The organism is Coprococcus sp. LG101-27 (assembly GCF_027695515.1).
GTDB lineage: Bacteria > Bacillota > Clostridia > Lachnospirales > Lachnospiraceae > Allocoprococcus > Allocoprococcus comes.
In genome coordinates, this window is the sequence record NZ_JAQEUJ010000007.1 from 98,911 (window position 1) to 119,411 (window position 20,501).

Annotated in this window: 25 protein-coding genes and 2 pseudogenes; 17 read left to right on the forward strand and 10 right to left on the reverse strand. The window is 45.2% G+C overall.

Annotated elements, in window-relative coordinates; genetic code table 11:
• Positions 1-47 precede the first annotated feature (47 nt).
• Positions 48-1,253: a tyrosine-type recombinase/integrase gene (locus PG766_RS07430; protein ID WP_009244191.1), complete on the forward strand. Its 1,206-nt coding sequence runs from the start codon at positions 48-50 to the stop codon at positions 1,251-1,253.
• Positions 1,254-1,611: 358 nt separating this feature from the next.
• Here the strand turns inward: PG766_RS07430 and PG766_RS07435 are convergent, their stop codons facing one another.
• On the reverse strand, positions 1,612-2,982 hold the full coding sequence (locus tag PG766_RS07435; protein ID WP_117824578.1) for an MATE family efflux transporter: 1,371 nt from the start codon (positions 2,980-2,982) through the stop codon (positions 1,612-1,614).
• A gap of 235 nt (positions 2,983-3,217) precedes the next feature.
• Between PG766_RS07435 and PG766_RS07440 the strand changes: the two genes are divergently transcribed.
• The 6 genes and pseudogenes from PG766_RS07440 (at position 3,218) to PG766_RS07465 (ending at position 5,211) form a co-directional block, all read left to right on the forward strand.
• On the forward strand, positions 3,218-3,433 hold the full coding sequence (locus tag PG766_RS07440; RefSeq protein WP_118199819.1) for a hypothetical protein: 216 nt from the start codon (positions 3,218-3,220) through the stop codon (positions 3,431-3,433).
• Positions 3,434-3,466: 33 nt separating this feature from the next.
• A pseudogene (locus PG766_RS07445) lies at positions 3,467-3,595 on the forward strand (sporulation transcriptional regulator SpoIIID); the annotation flags it as partial.
• Positions 3,596-3,777: 182 nt separating this feature from the next.
• Positions 3,778-4,302: a cysteine hydrolase family protein gene (locus PG766_RS07450; protein ID WP_117467743.1), complete on the forward strand. Its 525-nt coding sequence runs from the start codon at positions 3,778-3,780 to the stop codon at positions 4,300-4,302.
• 24 nt (positions 4,303-4,326) lie between these two features.
• Positions 4,327-4,491, forward strand: coding sequence for a hypothetical protein (locus PG766_RS07455; RefSeq protein WP_165853157.1), 165 nt, complete (start codon positions 4,327-4,329; stop codon positions 4,489-4,491).
• A gap of 27 nt (positions 4,492-4,518) precedes the next feature.
• Positions 4,519-4,692: a DUF6440 family protein gene (locus PG766_RS07460; RefSeq protein WP_117467742.1), complete on the forward strand. Its 174-nt coding sequence runs from the start codon at positions 4,519-4,521 to the stop codon at positions 4,690-4,692.
• A 60-nt stretch (positions 4,693-4,752) separates the two neighbouring features.
• The gene (locus tag PG766_RS07465; protein WP_117467741.1) at positions 4,753-5,211 is read left to right on the forward strand and encodes a VOC family protein; all 459 of its coding nucleotides are present in this window, start codon (positions 4,753-4,755) and stop codon (positions 5,209-5,211) included.
• A gap of 146 nt (positions 5,212-5,357) precedes the next feature.
• On the opposite strand, the gene PG766_RS07470 is transcribed toward PG766_RS07465, so the two are convergent.
• Complete coding sequence (locus PG766_RS07470) at positions 5,358-6,047, reverse strand: helix-turn-helix domain-containing protein (protein ID WP_117467740.1); 690 nt, start codon at positions 6,045-6,047, stop codon at positions 5,358-5,360.
• A 250-nt stretch (positions 6,048-6,297) separates the two neighbouring features.
• Here PG766_RS07470 and PG766_RS07475 point away from each other — a divergent pair, with 250 nt between their 5' ends.
• From PG766_RS07475 to guaA, 7 genes and pseudogenes are all read left to right on the forward strand, one after another.
• Entirely contained in the window at positions 6,298-6,627 is a 330-nt protein-coding gene (locus PG766_RS07475; RefSeq protein ID WP_117467739.1) for a hypothetical protein, read from the forward strand.
• 64 nt (positions 6,628-6,691) lie between these two features.
• Positions 6,692-7,798: a replication initiation factor domain-containing protein gene (locus tag PG766_RS07480; RefSeq protein WP_173821263.1), complete on the forward strand. Its 1,107-nt coding sequence runs from the start codon at positions 6,692-6,694 to the stop codon at positions 7,796-7,798.
• A gap of 67 nt (positions 7,799-7,865) precedes the next feature.
• Positions 7,866-8,033, forward strand: coding sequence for a hypothetical protein (locus PG766_RS07485; RefSeq protein ID WP_165853158.1), 168 nt, complete (start codon positions 7,866-7,868; stop codon positions 8,031-8,033).
• A gap of 91 nt (positions 8,034-8,124) precedes the next feature.
• Complete coding sequence (locus tag PG766_RS07490; RefSeq protein WP_117467738.1) at positions 8,125-9,660, forward strand: recombinase family protein; 1,536 nt, start codon at positions 8,125-8,127, stop codon at positions 9,658-9,660.
• Positions 9,647-9,799 (forward strand): annotated as a pseudogene (locus PG766_RS07495) (sporulation transcriptional regulator SpoIIID); the annotation flags it as partial. The gene PG766_RS07490 and the pseudogene PG766_RS07495, both read left to right, overlap by 14 nt.
• Before the next feature lie 100 nt (positions 9,800-9,899).
• Positions 9,900-11,264, forward strand: coding sequence for an MATE family efflux transporter (locus PG766_RS07500; protein WP_118199821.1), 1,365 nt, complete (start codon positions 9,900-9,902; stop codon positions 11,262-11,264).
• 194 nt (positions 11,265-11,458) lie between these two features.
• Positions 11,459-13,006: a glutamine-hydrolyzing GMP synthase gene (gene guaA / locus PG766_RS07505; protein ID WP_008374035.1), complete on the forward strand. Its 1,548-nt coding sequence runs from the start codon at positions 11,459-11,461 to the stop codon at positions 13,004-13,006.
• Between the two features lie 166 nt (positions 13,007-13,172).
• On the opposite strand, the gene PG766_RS07510 is transcribed toward guaA, so the two are convergent.
• The 8 genes from PG766_RS07510 to PG766_RS07545 all read right to left on the reverse strand — a co-directional run bounded on the left by PG766_RS07510 (position 13,173) and on the right by PG766_RS07545 (position 18,645).
• The gene (locus PG766_RS07510) at positions 13,173-14,357 is read right to left on the reverse strand and encodes a site-specific integrase (RefSeq protein WP_118382993.1); all 1,185 of its coding nucleotides are present in this window, start codon (positions 14,355-14,357) and stop codon (positions 13,173-13,175) included.
• Entirely contained in the window at positions 14,338-14,580 is a 243-nt protein-coding gene (locus PG766_RS07515) for a DUF3173 domain-containing protein (protein ID WP_055167997.1), read from the reverse strand. The genes PG766_RS07510 and PG766_RS07515 overlap by 20 nt, the downstream gene beginning before the upstream one ends.
• 135 nt (positions 14,581-14,715) lie before the next feature.
• Positions 14,716-14,937, reverse strand: coding sequence for a helix-turn-helix domain-containing protein (locus PG766_RS07520; RefSeq protein WP_270590705.1), 222 nt, complete (start codon positions 14,935-14,937; stop codon positions 14,716-14,718).
• Positions 14,918-15,364 (reverse strand): sigma-70 family RNA polymerase sigma factor, encoded by a 447-nt coding sequence (locus PG766_RS07525; protein ID WP_118382994.1) that lies wholly within the window; start codon positions 15,362-15,364, stop codon positions 14,918-14,920. Before PG766_RS07525 ends, PG766_RS07520 begins: the two co-directional genes overlap by 20 nt.
• Before the next feature lie 165 nt (positions 15,365-15,529).
• Positions 15,530-16,384 carry an ATP-binding protein gene (locus PG766_RS07530; RefSeq protein ID WP_175306231.1) on the reverse strand — a complete coding sequence of 285 codons (855 nt, stop codon included), beginning with the start codon at positions 16,382-16,384 and terminating at the stop codon, positions 15,530-15,532.
• Positions 16,385-16,515: 131 nt separating this feature from the next.
• Positions 16,516-17,661: a phage replisome organizer N-terminal domain-containing protein gene (locus PG766_RS07535; RefSeq protein WP_270590707.1), complete on the reverse strand. Its 1,146-nt coding sequence runs from the start codon at positions 17,659-17,661 to the stop codon at positions 16,516-16,518.
• Positions 17,658-18,011, reverse strand: coding sequence for a hypothetical protein (locus PG766_RS07540; protein WP_117786590.1), 354 nt, complete (start codon positions 18,009-18,011; stop codon positions 17,658-17,660). The genes PG766_RS07535 and PG766_RS07540 overlap by 4 nt, the downstream gene beginning before the upstream one ends.
• 253 nt (positions 18,012-18,264) lie before the next feature.
• A complete protein-coding gene (locus tag PG766_RS07545; protein ID WP_055261531.1) occupies positions 18,265-18,645 on the reverse strand; it encodes a hypothetical protein in 381 nt (126 codons plus the stop codon).
• A 138-nt stretch (positions 18,646-18,783) separates the two neighbouring features.
• Here PG766_RS07545 and PG766_RS07550 point away from each other — a divergent pair, with 138 nt between their 5' ends.
• The 3 genes from PG766_RS07550 (at position 18,784) to PG766_RS07560 (ending at position 20,117) form a co-directional block, all read left to right on the forward strand.
• The gene (locus PG766_RS07550; protein ID WP_270590709.1) at positions 18,784-19,059 is read left to right on the forward strand and encodes a hypothetical protein; all 276 of its coding nucleotides are present in this window, start codon (positions 18,784-18,786) and stop codon (positions 19,057-19,059) included.
• 323 nt (positions 19,060-19,382) lie between these two features.
• Entirely contained in the window at positions 19,383-19,688 is a 306-nt protein-coding gene (locus PG766_RS07555; protein WP_270590710.1) for a hypothetical protein, read from the forward strand.
• 147 nt (positions 19,689-19,835) lie between these two features.
• On the forward strand, positions 19,836-20,117 hold the full coding sequence (locus PG766_RS07560; protein ID WP_117786589.1) for a hypothetical protein: 282 nt from the start codon (positions 19,836-19,838) through the stop codon (positions 20,115-20,117).
• Positions 20,118-20,501 lie beyond the last annotated feature (384 nt).

A 20,501-nucleotide genomic window follows, 5' to 3' on the forward strand; every position in this document is an offset into this window, starting at 1 on the left:
CTGTCAGACCAGTTCTGATAGTCCTTGCACGGAAAGGAGCGTGCAGATTGGGCAAGGACTTAAAAGGAAATCCATTACCGCCGGGAATTATGCAGAGAAAAAGCGGAATTTACAGAGGGCGGTTTTATTACAAAGGAGAAACGTATACAAAAGATAATGCGGACTTAAAAAAGTTAGTTCAAGAAATGGAAGATTTACGCTATGAAGTCAAGCATGGGTTGAAAGGAAAGGGCGATAATATCACTCTGGATACATGGTTTGATATCTGGCTGAATACCCATAAGAAGCGGACTATCAAGGAGAGTACACAAGTACGTTATGATGATTTTTACAGACGTTACATAAAGAAGCAGATAGGAAAACAACGTGTGGCAGATTTTAATCCGATTATTTTGGAACGTCTGCTTCAGAATATGGCAGATGATGATTACAGCACAAAGACTATACGGGATGTGTATAATATTCTCAATGCTATGTTCAAATATGCAGTGCATAACAGGATTCTTACATTCAACCCATGTGCAGGAGTGGAAGTTCCCAAAACAAAGACAAAACAGATACGGGTACTGACTGTGAAAGAACAACGGGAAGTATTGGAACACGCAAAGGAGAGAATACACGAGAATCTCATACAGGTAGCACTCGGAACGGGAATGCGTGGCGGAGAACTGCTTGGGCTTACATGGGATGATGTAGATTTTCGGAAACGGGAAATTTCTGTAAATAAAACGTTGGTGTATATCAAAGATAAGGAAACAAAGAAGTATGTATTCAAGTACCAGACACCAAAGACAAAGAACAGTATACGGACGATTCCCATGCAGGACAGTGTGTATAAGGCTTTAAAACGTCAGTGGATTCAGTTGAAAGAAATGCAGTTGTCAGCTAGTGAATGGCAACCATTAGAGGGATTTGAAAATCTTGTGTTTGTTGGAAAGAACGGAAAACCGATTACAGAACACACCTTTCAAGTGACGTTAGACTGGATAGAAAAATCTATCAATAAGGAACGAAAAAAGCAGGCAGAGAAAAACAAGACAGTGTTTATACCGATTCCGCATTTTTATCCACATGCACTTCGTCATACTTTTGCAACGCGTTGTTTTGAAGCCGGGATTGACGCAAAGGTAGTACAAGGATTCCTCGGACATTATTCCATAGCAATCACACTGGATTTGTATACGCACGTCACAGATGATAAAGCAAAATCGGAAATGGATAAATTACAGAATTTGTATAAGGAAATCATATAATCAGAACAAGAATAAGAAAGAGAATAGAAAAGGTGCAACATTTCTTTAGAAAATTATTTGACCGAGATTTGACCGAAGCGGATTTTGCAACAAGTACAGAACAGCGAAAACCCGCTAACCACAAGGGCTAACGGGCTTCGTTGTTTTATAGTTATCTAAAGGAATGAGAGTAAAGTGCAGCAATCAGAATTCTGACTGCTTCTACTTTATGAGGGGGAGATAGTTGCTTTATCAACTATCTGATTATTAGTATACAGATAATTTGTGACAGAAATATGTTCAAACTCTAAAAAAAATCAAAAAAATATGAAGAAGAAATAAACAAAACAGGAAAAAATAAAAAAGGTGGGTAGTTAAATTAATTGTCATTAGCGTCAGGTAGGTGTCTGCTGGTGTGGTGGAAGGTGAAGTAGAAAACAATTCCTTTGGTGATAGAGGTAATTGTAAGTGCCCACCATACACCATTCAGACCGAGACCGGTTTGAGTGAGGATCATGGCAAGTGGGATTCTGGCACTGGTGAGGACAATGCTGATGATACTGCAAAGCTTTGTCATACCAAGACCGGAAAGTGCGCCGATGGTCATAAGCTCAATGGTCATAAAGGTTTCGCTGAATCCGATGATGATCAGATAGTTGATCGCAATCGCCAGAACATCTTTTTCGTGGAAGAAAAGGGAAGCAATCGGTCCTGGCAGGAATACGAAAGCACCGGTTACAATGAGTCCCCAGACAGCGAGGATTTTAAATGAAATATTATATCCTTTCCGAATACGGTCTGGTTTCTTTGCACCGTAGTTCTGACCAACGAAAGCATTTAACGCAGCAGCAAAGCCGTCAGCAGTGTTCCATGAAACAGATTCAATCTGTCCGCCGACTCGCTGTGTGGCAATGGCACCTGCCCCGAATGCAGAAACCATTCGTGTGAGAATCATGGAAATCATGCAGTAAATACTGCTCTGTACTGCTGTCGGAAATCCAATTTTAAAAATACTGATGTAGTATTTTGCAGGGAAACGCGACAGTACATGCATGTTTTGCAGAATATTTGGTTCCAGATCAGAGTGCATAATCCGAATCAGCATGACGATCAGAACCAGTATCTGCGAGGTCACGGTAGCAACTGCAGCGCCAACAACCTCAAGCCTTGGAAATGGTCCAAATCCGAGGATCAGAATCGGATCCAGGATCATATTACCAACCAGTCCAAGAAGATTTGCCATAAGCGGTGTCTTGGAATCTCCCTGCGCAGTAGAAAGTCCGGTCAGAGTCAGATTTAAAAATGAAAACAGAATCAGTCCGCAGGTGATCAGTGTATATAATTTCGCAGCGGTATAAGTTTCTGCATCTCCGAGGTTAAAAAAGCCGAGCAGCGGATGAATAAACACGATACATACTGCAGCAAATAAAATTCCCAGTAAAAATGTAAGTCGCAGAGCGGAAGCGGCATATCCCCTTGCCTGTTCATAGTCTCCGCGTCCGCAGGCCTGTGCGACATTGACCTGTCCGCCCATTCGCGGAAGTGCCACGAGCCCTTGTGAGAGCCAGACGTACATTCCCCCAACGCCCACCCCGGCAACGGCTTTGGAACCCAGCATGCCAATCCATGCCATGTCCGTAATATTGTAGGCTGTCCCCAGCAGCGAGGAAGCCATGATCGGAAGTGCCAGCTCTGCCAGCGTCTTTAGAATCGGCCCGGAAGTCAGGTCGATTGTTTTTGTTTTACTCATTTTCTCAAATCCTTACCTGTAAGAATAATAAAATTCACCAGTGCTGTAAATATGTCAGCATGGCGTACTATGATAAGGATAACTTATGAGGAGGGGAAAGTCAATCTGGAGAATTCGCGAAAAAAACATGCCCTTTCAACGAAGGATGGAGAAGATAACCAGAATTCAAAAATAAAAGCCTTTGACTGCACGCCGCGTGCAGCTATAGGCTAGAAAGGGAAAGCAGGGGAAGCTGATGGAAAAAATAATAGTACAAAAACTTCATGAAATAGAAGAAAAAGAGCATGGTAAAATATTACTGGCAGGTCAGTGGATTTTGGAGAGTGAAATAGCAGGATTGAGAGAGAAAGCGGGAAAATTAGGGGAAGAAAAAAAGGTAAGTTGGGAGAAATTGAATGAGATATTTTTGAAGGAAGTTCAATCAGACATACATCCCTTCGCCTTTGCATAGATTGTAAAAAAAACAAACTATGCAGGGGTTTTTATGAAAGATTATATTGAGGAGAGAGCGGTTGAGATTGCTTATTATATTATTGAAAATAAGGCGACGGTGAGGCAGACGGCGGTGGCGTTTGGGGTAAGTAAGAGTACGATACATATGGCAGTAACAAAATAGAAAGATTTCTGATCGAGATAATATAAGAGAAAAAATGGTCGTGTTGTGTAAGTACAATATGCCCGTTTTCATTATAAAAAATAGAACTAACAATGTACTTAGGACTAGTTGGCGTGCTAACGATTTGGTATAATGCAAATAAAGATAAATATTGGAATTTATTAAGGAGTAGTGGAAGAATGGTATTATTGGTTGTAGACACGCAAAAGGCACTTGTTAACGATGAATTATATAATTGTAATGAGTTTATTGACAATATTCAACTGCTAATTAAAAAAGCACGAGAAAACAATGTTGAAGTCATTTATGTTGTACATGATGATGGTGTTGGGAGCGGTTTAACAAAAGGTACTGATGGTTTTGAAATATTTGAAAAATTTAAGCCACTATCTAATGAAAAAGTATTTGTTAAAATCGTGAATAGTGCGTTTAAAGATACTGGTTTAGTTGAGTATTTAATGAAAAAAAATGAAAAAGATATAGTTGTTGTTGGACTTCAAACCGATAAATGTATCAATGCAACAGTAATAAGTGGATTTGAATATGGCTTTAATTTGATTGTACCTGCATTCGCAAATTCGACGGTAAACAATAATTATATGAATAACAAAAAAAGCTATCGGTATTATAACGAATTTATGTGGCATGAACGGTATGCTGAATGTATTTCTATAGAGGAAACTATAAAAAGAATGGAGGACTAAAATTTAGTTGATGAGGAGATTATTATGAAAGATAAAAGTATTTTAATCAGTATGGGAATTATTCTTTATATTATTATGGCTGGAGTGGATAGATTTGTTTATCGCATACCTAATATTGTTTATATTCCAGTAGCAATTTTAGGTATTGCTTTAATGTTGATTGGATTTTTCAAGAATAAATCAAAATAAAAAATTAAAAATCAGAGGTGATTTGAAATGAGTAAAAATAATAGGTTTGAAATAGTGTATCAAGAAACGGGTTTAAAAAGTGAGAAAACAATATATGTTGATAAAGAAACAGGAGTAAATTATCTTTTTATTGCAAATGGATTTGGAGGTGGTTTAACTCCATTATTAGATGTGGAGGGAAAACCTATTATTACGAAATGATCCATAATACTAAGAACTAATAGACGAATATATAAACTAGGACTTGTGGAGGTAATGGAAATGAAATTGAAAAATCCTATGCTAGTGGTAACAGATATAGAGAAATCAGTTGAGTTTTATAAAAAAGTTTTCGGGCTTCATGTGATTATGGATTTTGGAGCAAATAAAACTTTAACAGGCGGTTTGGCTTTGCAGACGGTTGAAACATATAAAGACTTTATCGGGAAAAGTGGTATTTCTTTTGGTGGCAATAACTTTGAAATTTATTTTGAAGAAGATAATTTCGATGAATTTGCGGATAAGCTGAAAGAATGTAATGTTGAATACGTCCACCCCATTGTAGAACATTCATGGGGACAGCGTGTTGTTCGTTTCTATGACCCAGATAAACATATTATTGAAGTTGGTGAGAACATGAAAATAGTATGTAAGCGTTTCTTAAATAGTGGAATGACACCAAAACAAGTATCAGAACGCATGGACGTACCTATGAAATTTGTCAATGCCTGTATGCGATAAATCCCAGTTTGCCTATACCTAGTGAGGTCAAGGAACAAGGCGAAGCCGATACGCCGTAGGGCAGTCCTTGACGGAACGGACACAGCCAACAGCACCATGATACAGCAGAGGACTTGTAAGGTCAGAAACCTTGCAAGTCCTCTTGTTTATTGTTGGTTGTGATATTTTAGGTATAGTGCTTCTTTTTCAATTTCTTTCTCAAATGCCTTTATATGGAATCCATATGGTTTAGTATTGATTTGAAAACAATCATCAGTTGGTGAATAGGAAAGCATGGTAACTTTCGGTTCAAACGTTTTTGTGTCAATTCCGTAATAATATATAGTAGCAGTTATCAGTACCATGTTGATACTTTCAAAATCTTTTGTAAAAATAGCGTGCCTGTCAGAGTGGAACAGGTCTGATGGACATTCGTAAAACTCGGAGCAGTCCTCTTTTAAAAACAAGGGGAGCAGGTGCATTGCATTGGAACTCCTGTCTACAAGAACATAGAAACGGGGAATCATGGCGGCATACTGGGGCATCATGGCAATATACATATCATCTAGCTTGTCAAGAAGATATTCCGAGCAGTCATTATTATAAAAGACATAAGGAAGTGCCTGTTCCTGCCCTTGTGAGCCAGTCTGCATGGGTACGTTCTCTCCGTAAAGCCACCGCAAGTCCACATCTAAAGAATCGGCAATCTGTTCCATTTTATCTGCTTTGGGATTGTACTGTCCTGAAAGATAGGAACTGAATGCTCCTTTGCTGATACCTGTATCTTTTACAATATCAATCTGTTTCTTATTTTTAGCTTTCATAGCAAATCGAATCCGTTCTGCGATGGTATTCATCTGAAAAAACCTCTCTTTCTATATCTCGTTATAACTTGTTATATCTTATCATCTAAATCCACTATACCACAGGTGCAGAAAAAAGAAAATAAAAAGTTCATAAAAAACTAAACTTTCTCTTGCGAACTGAAAATCTGTGTGCTATGATACAAACGGGTTCAGAAATAACTGAACTATATGACGTCATATCAAAGGAACTGGAAATAAAAGAAAGCTGTCCTATCGGCAGGACGGGGAGAAAGGAAGATGTATGCAGATTACATTGACAAAAGAACAGGTCAGAGAAGCCTTTGGAGAACTTCGATTTATGGGTGCAGACGCTTGTTACCATTATGATAGGGAGAACAAGAAGAAAACAGAGGAAGTGGAAGCCTTAAAACTTCATCTTGGAAGCATGAAGTTAGGAAACAGCGTGGATATTCGTCTGGAAGCAACGGAACTTCCGAAGATTGAGCCTTATGCGGTGGTAGAACTGGAAGAAGCAGTATACTCGCCTTATGTACAGAGAGGGAATTTCCCTGTGCTGGTGGAGAGGATTACCTGTAAAGGAATCCGCAGTATTTCAAGCAAACAGGTATAGGCAGTCAAAGTTCCTGTCCCCGTTCTGACGTACCAAACGGCAGGTTGGGGGCAGGGCAACGGCAATGCCGTTGCAGATAGGAGGTTTGATAAATTTGGAAGAAAGAAGCGGAAGTCTTCTTTCAGAACTCCCCTACACTAACAGGGGAGTAATACGGCAGAAAGAAGAATTAAGCGCGTTGATAGACTGGTGTCAGATAACCATTAAGGAAGTTCCATTAGAAGCAGTCATAGAAGATGTGCTGAGAATACCTTTGGAACTTATGACGGTCACAGGCTATGAAAAGGGGATTGCAGGACATGAGGTTGTAGCAATCTTCGATAATATCAAGGTGCTAAAGCCAACAGGAAACGCACAGTATCAAGGCTTTCAGATTTTAATGAGTGGGAAAGGCTGTCGCAACTATGAGATTTTTTTACAGCTCAATGAGGAAACATGGTTTGATTTCTTAAACAGAGTTTGCCAGTATCACATCAACTTTCCTCGGATTGATTTGGCGATAGATGATAGAAAACCATATTTGAGTATTCCCGATTTGATTGTAAGGACAAAAGAGGGATTGCTTTCCACAAAGTTACGGGAGATAGATTTTCACGATTCGGGAGAACTAAAAGAGGAAGTCTTTCAGAGTAAAGGTGGAAGTCTTTATCTCGGCAGTTCAGCCAGTAATTTAAGATTGGTATTTTATGAAAAAGGATATGAACAGAATAAAAAGTATGGAACGGAACTGGATGAAAATTGGAATCGATATGAATTGAGATTTCGACAGGAAATGGCAGTAAGTGTCGTACAGGAATTATTGAGATACAGAGATGTGGCAGGACTGGCAATGGAAGTATTGAACAGTAAAATACGATTTTTAGAAAAGCCGACAGACAGCATGACAACTCGAAAAAGACTTTATCCCACTTATCGCGCGTGGGCGGAACTGATGAAAGACATAGGTAAGGTGAAACTTACCATGCAACCACAGAAGAAAAGTCTGCAAAAGGTGTGGGAATGGCTGGAAAAATATGTTGCACCATCTTTAAAGCTGTTTGCAGAGGTGGGAAAGATAGAGCAGAGAGATTATATTGGGAATCTCATAGCAAATGGAGAAATGAATATCACACAGAAGCAGTTGTATGAGGACTACTTAAAATCCTTAAAGTTAAGTGAAAAGAGAAGTTAAGGTAAAAGGGAATAATCGTTCAGACTGGACATATAAATGCAGAAAGGACTTTTAGGAGTGAACATATTTGAAAAAGACGAAACTGAATATACGTTTTCATAATCCGAATACGGAGGAAGAAACCGTTCAGTACATAGCAAAGATTTTCGTAGCAGTAGGTGTCCAAAGATTAGAAAAAGAAGTAGAAAGTGCTATACAGAAGAAAGAGTATGAAGAAGTAATGAAAATAGTATAGTAAGTTGCAAATTCATCTTGAGAAACAGAAGTGACTATGATAAGATAAAGAAGTAACAGAAAGATGATTAGTAAATAGGTAGGTGTTGGAGATGAATATAGCCGCTTATTGTAGAGTATCAACAGATAAATCAGACCAGTTAAATAGTTTAGAAGCACAGAAAAAGTTTTTTGCAGAGTTTACAGAGCGTAATGGACATAATCTTGTAAGACTATATGCAGATGAGGGTATTTCGGGAACAAAGATTAAAAATCGAAAAGAATTTCAAAAACTCATGCGTGACGCAAAGCAGGGGTTATTTGATATGGTTGTTGTAAAGGATATTTCAAGATTTGCCCGTAATACCGTTGATTTCTTACAAAGTATTCGTGCATTGAAAGCACTAGGAATTGAAACAACATTTTTAACAGCGAATATGACAGTATTGGGGAACTCGGAATTTGTTCTAACCATTTTCGGAGCTTTGGCACAGGAAGAAAGTGCAAACACTTCTAAACGTGTGAAATTCGGAAAGAAAATGAACGCAGAAAAAGGACGAGTTCCTAATATTGTTTATGGGTATGATAAAACGATTGGAGATTATTTCAATCTTGAAATAAATAAAGAAGAAGCTAGAAATGTAAGGCAGATTTACAAATGGTATATTGACGAGGGATATGGTGCGGCTAAAATCGCAAATATGTTGAATGAACAAGGGATAAAAACAAAACGTAATTGTGCGTGGAGTCAAAATGCGATTTGCCGTATTCTTACAAATGAACTCTATACGGGAAAAATCATCAATGGAAAAGAGGAAGTTGAGGACTTTCTGACTGGGGTAAGAACCACAAAAGAAGAAAGCGAGTGGCTGATTACGGACAAGCCGGAACTTAGAATCATTGAACCGGAGATATTTGATAAGGCACAAGAAGTATTAAAAAGCAGGCATAAGGCATTTAAACTAAATAAAGAACGACAGAGTAACAAATATATTTTTAGTACCTTAATTAAGTGTAAAGAATGTGGCTGGTCTTTTAGAAGAACAGTCAGAACCTATAAAAATACTTATATTCGTTGGGTTTGTTCGGGACATAACGGAAAAGGGGTAGATAATTGCCCGAATGCAGTCACGATAGATGAAGCGGAACTCATACAGGCATTAGATGAATATTTTAAAGAGATTTTAAAGGATAAGAAGAATATCATAAATCGTATTGTAAAAGAGTTTAATCGGATATATAAGAAAAAGGAAGATAATGAACAATACGAAAATGAACTAATGACAGAACTTGCAAAGTTGAAAAAGACAAGAGAAAAGTATATGGATATGTACACAGATGATTTAATCAGCCGTGAGGAACTGAATGAAAAAATCGGAGGTATGAAGAAAAAGATTGAGAAACTGGAAAACGAGTTAAAACTGGTAGAGTATAATCTGAATAAGGGCGACCAGTTGGAAGAAATCGTACAGCATACGTTCAAAAACATTGAGGGCATTACTTCAGTTGCAGATATGACAAATGAGCAGTTGAAACAGATTATACAGAAGATTGAAGTAGATAAAGAGGGGAATGTGGACATTTACCTTAGAATATTTGGTGATTTAGGTTTAGATGATAGCGTTCTAATTAGTTACGACCATACATAAAGATGTAACAGAACGTCTTCTCCAGATCAACCCATCTCTTGCAGGTGAGGCGCGAAAGATTCTGGATTTGAACAAATCGGAACGACACATCCGGGGCGGACTTGCTACCAGAGAAAAGTACCTGCATCAGCACGCATAAAAAATCCTTTTCTTTGCAAAAAGATGGTGTATTACATTTTTACAGTATATAATAGAGAAAACGGGGATATACAAAAGAGAAGGGACAGGAAAAGAGAAGAATGGGGAAAACGAAACAAAAACAGGATCGAAGTCATTATCTGTTTTCCAATCGGGAACTGGCAAATCTGATCGGACCTTTGGTAATCGAGCAGTTATTGGCAGTTTTTGTTGGGATGGCAGATTCTATTATGGTTGCAAATGTTGGAGAAGCAGCTGTGTCGGGCGTGTCGCTGGTTGACAATATTATGATTCTGATCATCAATATTTTTGCAGCACTGGCGACTGGTGGAGCAGTTGTTGCCGGACAGTATATTGGCAGGAAAGATGAAAAATCGGCATGTAAAGCGGCTACACAGCTGGTATGGTTTGTGAGTCTTAGTGCGGTTGCGATCATGATATTGGTTTACCTTGGAAAAGATATAATTCTGAATCAGGTATTTGGTCACATTACAGCGGAAGTAAAAGGACATGCAGATATTTATCTGCTAATTGTAACAGCTTCGATTCCATTTATCGCGTTATATAATGGTGGGGCAGCAATTTTCCGTGCAATGGGGAATTCGCAGGTATCCATGCGGGTATCGCTTTTGATGAATGCGATCAATGTAACCGGAAATGCGATTCTTGTGTTCGGATTACGGATCGGAACGGCGGGTGTTGCAATACCGACACTGATTTCCAGAATGGTTGCCGCGATAGTGATAACAGTGTTGCTTTGCAATCAGACACGTATCTTGCATATTGAGCGGACACTGAAAATCCGGTTTGATGGAAGAATGATACGGAAAATACTTGCAATTGGGGTTCCAAATGGTCTGGAAAACAGTATGTTTCAGCTGGGCAAAATTTTAGTGCTGAGTCTGGTTTCAACCTTCGGTACTTATGCAATTGCGGCAAATGCAGTTTCCAATGCGATTGCGCTGTTCCAGATTCTTCCTGGAATGGCGATCTCGCTGGCAATTACGACAGTTATTTCTCAGTGCGTCGGCGCAAATGACTATGAACAGGTACATTACTATCTGAAAAAACTGCTTGCGATCATTTATGTGGCAATGGTGGGAACGGTAGCACTTATTTTCCTTGCACTTCCATTGATTTTGAAAGCATACAATTTGTCAGATCAGACAGCAGTGGCAGCAACAAATATTATTCATTTCCATGGAATCAGTGCAATGATTATCTGGCCACTTTCATTTGCCCTTCCAGCAGCGTATCGTGCGGCAGGAGATGCAAAAGCCTGTATGTATACATCGATTGTGTCGATGTGGATTTTCCGGATCGGATTCAGTTATCTGGTAGGAAAATATATGGGACTGGGAGTATTTGGCGTGTGGGTTGCAATGGTGATCGACTGGGTAGTACGTGCAATCTGTTTTATTATCCGGTACTTTAATGGAAAGTGGAAACATGGGGCAATTGTGTAAATACAGAAGAAAGTTGTCATTTGTGTTAGAAAGATGATGCCTGAATATGAGTTTTAATTGCAGACCAGAGTTCAAACTTTGGTTCGGGCGATAGAAAATGCTTGTAAAACATCCAGAGCTCTACTATAATAAAATATAAAAGCAATAAATAGAAAAAGCGGTCTGAAAGGATCGTATTTTACAGGAGGAAAACCTTGAAGAACGAATTAGTGATTGTACTTGACTTTGGTGGACAGTATAACCAGCTTGTCGCAAGACGTGTCAGGGAATGTAATGTATATTGCGAAATTTATTCTTATAAGATTGATATCGAAAAGATTAAAGCAATGAACCCGAAGGGAATTATCCTGACAGGAGGACCGAATAGCTGTTACGAACCGGATTCACCGACTTATTCTGAAGAACTCTTTAAGCTTGGCATTCCGGTACTTGGTCTTTGTTATGGTGCACAGCTTATGTCTCACGTACTTGGCGGAAAAGTTGAAAAAGCTGACGTCAGAGAATATGGTAAGACAGAAGTCATCATCGATAAGAAAGATTCCAAAGTATTTGAAAATGTATCTGCAACAACAACCTGCTGGATGAGCCATTTTGATTATATTTCGCAGGTGGCACCGGGATTTGAGATTACTGCACACACAGCAGACTGTCCGGTAGCAGCAGCAGAAAATGCAGCAGAAAAGCTTTATGCAATCCAGTTCCATCCTGAAGTGCTTCATACACCGGAAGGAACCAAGATGATCAACAACTTTGTAAAGAATGTCTGTGGATGTGTCGGCGAATGGAAGATGGATGCATTTGTTGAAAATACCATCCAGGAAATCCGTGAAAAAGTTGGGGACGGAAGAGTACTTCTTGCGCTTTCAGGCGGAGTTGATTCCTCTGTGGCAGCAGGACTGCTTTCCAGAGCAATCGGCAAACAGCTTACCTGCGTATTTGTAGATCACGGTCTTCTTCGTAAGAATGAAGGCGATGAAGTTGAGGCAGTATTTGGACCGAATGGTCAGTTTGACCTGAACTTTATCCGTGTCAATGCACAGGAAAGATACTACAACAAGCTTGCCGGAGTTACAGAACCGGAAGCAAAGCGTAAAATTATCGGAGAAGAATTTATCCGTATTTTTGAAGAAGAAGCAAAGAAGATCGGTGCAGTAGAATTCCTTGCACAGGGAACGATTTATCCGGACGTTGTAGAAAGTGGACTTGGCGGAGAATCAGCAGTGATCAAGTCTCATCACAACGTAGGAGGACTTCCGGAGTATGTTGATTTCAAAGAAATCATTGAACCACTTCGTGATCTCTTCAAAGATGAAGTCCGCAAGGCGGGTCTTGAACTTGGACTTCCGGAGAAGCTTGTATTCCGTCAGCCATTCCCGGGACCGGGACTTGGAATCCGTATCATCGGAGAAGTAACAGCTGAAAAAGTACGGATCGTACAGGATGCAGATGCAATTTACAGAGAAGAGATTGCAAACGCGGGACTTGACCGCAGCATCGGACAATATTTTGCAGCCCTGACCAACATGAGAAGCGTTGGTGTTATGGGTGACGAGAGAACTTACGATTATGCAGTTGCACTTCGTGCAGTGAATACGGTAGATTTTATGACTGCTGAGGCAGCGAAGATTCCGTATGAAGTACTTGATAAAGTAATGAGCAGAATTATCAATGAAGTTCGTGGGGTTAACAGAGTATTCTATGATCTGACGAGTAAACCGCCGGGAACGATTGAGTTTGAGTAGAATCCGGTGAGCCGCAAACCCTTTGTTTATAAGGGGTTCAAGGCTCTCCGTTTTCACGATTGCACACTGATTGCACAGTGCGTGGTCTTAATATACAATAAAAAAGCGGCTTGCTGGTCGCGAGCGGGTGCTGCTTCTTGGTGGGAGGGCACCCGTTTTTTCTTCCTCATGCACGGTGGTAGTCCGCCGTGTGTTGGTTGCTCGTGTAGTTCGCGATGCTCGTCTTCGGCTCACTGTAGTTGAGGATGCCGGTGAGCTTCTTTGCGACTGCTTGGTTGGTATTGGGATACAGGTGCCCATATGTCCCAAGCGTGGTCTGTATCTTCTCATGCCCGAGCCGTTCCTTGAGGAGCAATGGGCTTTCTCCCATGTTGATGAGAAGTGACGCGTGGGAGTGGCGAAGGTCGTGAACCCGGACGCGGTGAACGCCTGCGAGGTCTGCGAGCTTCTTCATTGCACGCGGAAGCCTTGTCTTTGTAGTCGGAAGCCCGTTGTAGCTCAATACGAACTCACAGTCAGGGATGACAACGCGCTGCACCTTGCGCCATGCGGCGAGTTCGGAAAGCGTGTCCTCATCCAGATAGATGGAGCGGATTGCCGCACGCGTCTTCGGTTTCGTGAACTTGTAGTCCGACTGGTTGTGGTAATAGAGCGTTTTGGTGATGGAACAAAGCCCGGTCGTGAAGTCGATATCGCTCCACAGGAGGGCAGATGCTTCCCCAAGCCGCATCCCACTCATGAATAGGAAGAGCAGGCTGATGAACAGGTAGTGCTCGTAGTAGTCTCCCTTGTAGAGTTTGGAAATCACCTTCTCGAACTCATCAAGCGTCCAGAAGTCCACAAGCGGTTTCTGCCCACGAACGTTGCCGACCATCCGTGACGGGTTCCTTTCCGTAATACCCAATATGACGGCACGGTCGAAGGCAACGGAGAGCATTCCCTGTGTGACGCGCACGTAGTTCGGGCTATATCCTGCGCGGATGAGGGCAAGCTGCCAGTTCTGTATGTCGATTGGCTCGATGGCATCGGTAAACTTCTCGTAGAAGCAGGAGAAGTGTTTCCGCACCGTACCGGCGCGGTTCTCGAAGGTACTCTCCTTTACCTGTGTCTGATACCAAGGCAGGTAGGTGTCCTCAATGAACGTTCCGAAGGGAATCCTTTTCTGTTCGGTGGGAAGCGATTGGGAAGCAAATTGCAAAACGAGTTTTGCATATTCCTCTTTCGCTTCTTTTTTTGTCTTGAATCCGCTCCGGTATTTCTGAATCCGCTTTCCCGTGGAATGGTCGAATCCGAGATTGGCGCGGAAATAGTAGGTGCCGTTATCGGCTTTCTTAATTTGGTCGTTTGCCATTTGTCTTTACTCCTTTTTCAGGAGCGCGACCAGCGGCATCACCGTCTAAGGCAATCCCAAGAAGCTCCTCGACGGCTTCCGCCGGAACGCGGTCGAGCTTGCGTGAGGAGTAGAAGGGATAGCCCTTCTCAACCATGCGAATTTTCGCCAGACGGATGATATCGGTGGCGAAAGAGTTCCCATAGCCGAGGGCAACTAAATCTTTTTTCGTTACGGTTACCATGGCTCTCCTTTTGACAGGAAAGCAGACTACTCGTCTTTCTGACTGTATTGTAGCAGGTCAGAGCGTGTTTGTATATAGTCTGCTTCCTTTCCTTCTTTCTGGTTGTCTGGTTTCCTGTGTTTGTGGTTTTACTGTTTACGGTTTAAACCTCAGCATCGCACGCAACAGCTTCGCCTGCATGAACGACTTCATCGAGAGGTCGATGCCGTAGTCCCAGAAGCCATCCGCGTCGGTGTAGAACCCGGTGCAGAGTCCGTCCATGAAGTCGTTGAAGTAATCGAGCACCGCCTCGGCAGCAAGGGCATCTCCGCTTGTCGCGGCAACGACGGTATCGTAGTCAATCTTTGTCTTTGCCATGCGGGTCACCCCCTTCCGTCAGAATGTCCGCAAGACGGGCGAGCGCACGGGCGCGACGGTTCTGCACCGTGGAGCGTGGGAACCCCATGTCCTCACCGATACGCCTATCCGACCATCCGGCAAAATAGGAGAGCAGGATGATTGCCTGCTCCTCTGGGCAGAGTTTTTCCAGCGCATCCGCGAGGTCTTTGTCTGTCACGCCGATAGGCTTCCCGGCGGCATCGAATACGGTTTCCCGCTCCGGCACGTCCTGCCAGTCCGCAAGGCTTTCGAGTTCACTTCTTCTGAGGTCGCAGAACAGCACCTCGCGGTTGCGTCTCCTTTTGCGCTCCCTCAAAACGTCCGTCCGCGCGTTCACGAGGGTCTTCCGGCAATAGGTCAGGAACATGCCGACCACTTCGTTACGGTTCGCTTTCTCTTTCGTCATCTTTTTTTCCTCCTTTCGGTATAGGCACGATTTCCGTGCCCTTTCCTGCCAAGAGGAAAAAGAAAGCCCCGCAGCGTCGATACGCTACGGGGCGCGGGGACGGTGCCGGGAAGGAAATCGGCACCAGAATCAGGAAGAAGCGGCTGATGCTTAAAAACCGCTCCGCTACGATTCTATCCCCTCGATTCCCAACTTCCGCTTGAAATCTTTGCGGTTCTTCATTCCGATTTCCCGACGGCGCGAATTGCCGTCGTACTTCACCGGGAACCCGACCTCAACGATGCGGTCGAAGACACGTCCCCACGGGTCATCTGCCGTGGCGTTCAGGATTCTCTCGCGAAAGTCGAAGTTCGTCGTTATCACCATCGGTTTCCCTGCCTTGTAGCGTCCGTCGATAACGTCGTAGACGTGCTCCATGACGTACTCGGTGGAGCGCTGGGCACCGAGGTCTTCAAGGATGAGGAGGTCTGGGGCGAGGATTCTCTCAAGGTTCCCGGAACGCTTCTCGAAGGAGGATTCCATCAGGTTCACGACCTGCTTGATATCGGTCACGAGACAGGAGAACCCGCGCTCGATGACGGCGTTCGCGATGCAGGACGCATGGAAGCTCTTGCCCGTGCCGCGCTTCCCGTACAGGACAAGCCCCTCCGGGTCTTTCGGGTCGAAGGTCGCGGCAAATGCCTTGCAGACGGTGCTCTGAGCCGCGTTCCTGCCGTCATCGGCATCGAAGGTGCAGAAGGCGTACCTGCCGGATGAGGGGAAGCACTGCTTCCTTAGCCGTTCCGTCCTACGCCTTTTCTCCGCCCGCTCGGCTTCCTCGCGCTGCCTGTCCGCTTCCTCCCTCTGGCAACGGCACATGGTCGGGACAAGGTGCGGCTCCTTGAAGATTCCGCCCGCCGGGAACATCCGCTCGCGTGGCTCTCCGCATTTCCCGCAGACGAGGATACCGTCCGCGTCGCGATAGTCCTCGCCCGGCTTCCGTCCGTCCTGCTCCTTGGTTTTCGTTACGTTTTCACTCATTTACCTCGTCCTTTCTGCGTTACCATGTCTGAGAGCCTGTCTACGGGACTTTGCAGTCTTGTTCGGGCAGTTGCTGCCACATGACATTTAACGTGTCATAGGCAGGCTCTCAGGCATTCTCAGGGGCATTTCTAGTACATGTTCTCGTCGATATATCCCTGAGCCGTCTCCCGGTCACAGCCCCATTTCGCCATGACCTCCTCGACGGAGGGGATTTTCCCGACCGCATTGGCCTTCGGTTCCGTGCGTGCGGGAGGGGTCGCGGCCTTCGGGTGTTCGTTCCTGTCCCAGACTGCGGCGAGTTTCTTCCAGTCATCGACGGGCTTGCCGGAGTTCGTGCGCCAGCCGCGTCCCTCGTTCACATCGAAGAAGCGGTCGGGGTCAACCGCGAATCCCATTTCTGCGAAGTGTGAGCGGACTTCCTCCCTTGTCGGGATTCCAGAATCTGTCGCTCCCTCCCCATCAGCCACAGCTGTAGATGTAGATGTATTCTTATATCTATCATCTATATTCTTAGGGTGTGACGCAATTTTTACAGCTTCATTTTCAACCTGTGCAGATTGTCTACCTGCGCTTTTACCGTCTGCGTCAGTGTAAAAACCGGTGTCAAAATCACTGTCAACTTTTACGTCAAAATTGACGTCAACTTTGCTGTCAAAGCTGTCAACTTTTACACCGTCAATTTTTACAGTGTCAACTTTCGTGCCGTCATCTTTTACGATTTTTCCGCCTTTTGGGGCTGGAAGTGCTGGCGCATATTCCTTGCGGTACTTGATGACGGAGGGGCGGCTCACTCCGGCCTTCTCGGCAACCTCTGTATTCGTGGCTTCCGGATGCTCGGTAAGGTATGCGAGCACTTTATCCTTCTTCACCTGACGGGTTCCCTTTCCGTTCTTACGGGCGCGCTCCGAAGCCTTGCGCACGCGGTTTCCCTCGCGCATTGCGTCGATTGCCGGGACGTTCTGGTTGAACTCCCAGTCCGCGATGGCGTAGATGCCATCCTCGCAGATGACAAGGCCGAGCTGTACGAGCGGCTGCATGCATTGCCGAAAGGCGGGAACGGTCTTCTTAGTGACCGCAGCAAGCATCTCGTCGGTGTAGGGAACGCTTTCGTGGAGAAGGAGCTTCCCGGCGCAGCCGCATTTCACCGCAAGCGATTGTAGACGGGCGAAGACGGTGTAGATGGAGTCCGCATTGTCCATCGCGTCGATGAGTAGGGCTTCCTGCGTGTCGAAGAACTCACTGTAGTCCCTGCGCCACGCTCCTCGGAGCTTCATTGGTACACCTCCGGGGTCTTCTTATCGCGTTCGGCTTCGGAGTAGGCGAGGTGGTCGAAGGGCGGGAACCTCGCGACAACCGCGAGGGCATGAGTGTACTTGGCGTGATTCGCCCGGTAGCCGAAGGAGGAGAGCATATCCATGACTTCGGTATCCGTGAACGTGCCGTCATCGGTCACGATGGTGAACGTGCCGTCATCGTTTTTCGTGACTGTGCGCGTGTGGATTTTAGCCAGGGCGAGGACGAGTACGGTTGCGGAATCCCCATTCGGCTCATGGTCGATGAGCGTCATCTCAGGTGTCTCGTAGAAGTTCAAGGGGATGTAGTAGTAGTAGCTGCTGAAATCCATGGTGCTCCTTTCTGCTTGCAATCTGTGATTATGTTTTACTATATCTGTCCTGTTTTGTGGACTTTTCCAGTCAGATTTCATGCTTCTTTCACAATTAGACACGCGTTTTGAGATGGTTCTGCCAGATTCGCGTCCCGTGCGGCGGTGCGCTGTGTTACAGTAGCGAAAGTCCTTTCTGCCTGTTGCTTTTATCTCGGAGTGCGGGCAGGAGAAAAGGGAGCCTGTGATTTCGGTCACACGGCTCCCTTTTCTGTTACCAGTCGGAGTTTTCGCTATCCGGTTCCGCTGCCTGTAACCCACCATCAGCGACAGGCTCCGTTTTTACCGTTTTCTTTTTGCGTGCATCGAGACGCGCCTTGGCATCCTCCGGGGTACTTCCGTGGGCGGTGAGCATGTCGCTCACCTCGTCTGCATGGCTCGCAAGGAATCGGTCGAGTGCGTCGAGGTCGAGTTCCTGCCAAGCGCAACCGACGGCGGAGAGCACACTTTCACCAGCGGAATGGGTGACCAGAGAGCGCCACTTCCGGTTCCGCTCGCGAATCTTCTTTTCAAGTTCCTTTTTCTTCGCTTCGAGTTTGGCGAGTTCCGCCTTCTGTTTCTCGATACGCTCCTCGAAATCTTGAATGGTAGCCATGGTTCTTCCTTCCTACTCGACGGCATCCCTGAACAGATTGTGCCATAACGCGCGGAGGATGGTAAGATTCCGGCAGGGCGCGGTGCCGGAACAGGGGCGAAGGCACCGTGCCCCGGTTTTACGAAGAAAAAGAAAGGAATGGGGCAGATGTATTCCAAGGAGTCAGGGAAAGACCAGATGCTGATGACGATGGAGCGTGAGCTTACAAGCGGGCAGAAGGCAGGTTTCTTCTTCCTCGGATTCCTCGGCGGCGTCGTCGGGATTCTCGCCGCATCCCTGATGAACATCAACGCGCCGTACCGACCGGAGGGAACGAAGATGGCGGCACTCGGATTTGCGACGGCCTGCGTTCTAGGCACCCTTATCGCACTTGTTGGCTGCGTAGGCTCCATCGCGCTCCTTGGTGCCAGATAGAGGTGGCAAGATATTGAAGGACTTCCTCAATCAGCGTCCGGCATTCTTCCAGCTGCGCCAATCCGTTCGTGTGAGATGAGAAGGGGCATCCTGCGCGGGTGCCCTTTTTTCTCTGCATTGTTATGATGGTTTTATGGCTTGCTGTGTTTGTGGTTTGATGGTCTGCTATATTTATTGTTAGTTAGCCAGAAGGGAGCAGAGGGTGGAAAATATGCCTGACAATGTGAAAGACAATCCCGTCGAAAAAAAGGAAGCCCTGCTCGCCGACCGTCTCAGGCTGCATAAGGGTTACAGGCAGCGGTTCGTGAAGGGAAGGAACAGACATGGACGGATACACGCTTTCCATCAGTCGTTGCAGTGGTGGTGACGGGGTGGAGGAGAGCTTCAAAGCGAAGATAAAGCGTCGAGAAGCTGCGCTTGATGCCTTTGCCGTCGCAGAAGCGTACTGCAAGGGAATTGGGATGGTCTCAAGATGCGAGCGGGAGGGATTTGACGGCTTCATCATCGAACTGTGCTCCGATGCGGAGGATGAGACCATCCGTCTCGTCAGGCTTGTGGCCGACAGCGAGGAGGGCATCATGGATGATGTATTCCGTCTGGAATACGGCAGTTGCGAGTACAAGATTTAGGCACGCTACCTGCGTGTTCATTCATGCTTTATATGCAGGATATATGGAGTGTACGGTTCACCTGCTTGCTGGTATGCCGGTCTGCTATATTTATAGATGGCAAGGGGGACGGCAGCGGAGCCGCCCCATGGCAGGAAGGACTTTAGGATGAAGCGTGCGGAGCTTGACAGGCGGATTGCAAACGGGGAGACGTTGGAGGATATCGTTCCTGTGCTCATGGATGATGGTGCCGATATCACGTCCTACGATGACTTGAAGCGTTTCGCCATCGAAAAGATTGAAAGCGACGAGCTGTATCTTGCCGAGCACGTCCTCAAGGCGTGCCTAGATGTTGCCGATTACTACGGTTACGATTATTCGATGGGCACATTGGAAAACCCCACTGCTATTGATGGCGTGGAAGACTTGATTGATTACGTGGAGGATTGAGACGGCGGCAGCACGGGGCATCCGGGAGGGTGCCCTTTTTCTTTGGCTTTTCGGGAGCCGCCATGCGGGCGGCATGAAGGCGCGGGGCGTTACGAAAACGAGGACTCGGGGGGCGGCTTTCCCACCCTTCCAACAGCCTGCGGGTCGGGCTAGGAACCCTCCGGCCATTGAAAGCGCGGAAAAGCCTTCTACTTGGCAGAAACGGCGGACTGACCTGCCGGGGTTTCCAACATTCCGACAGGCTCCGGGTCAGTCTAGGAACCCTCCGCCCATCGAAATGTTGAAAACCCCTTCTTCTCGGGAAACCATAGGCCGCAGGCGCGGCAAAGTGGGGCACGCCGCAGCGGCTCGGTAGAGGGCGGGGAAAGGAGGGTCGGTGGCTCC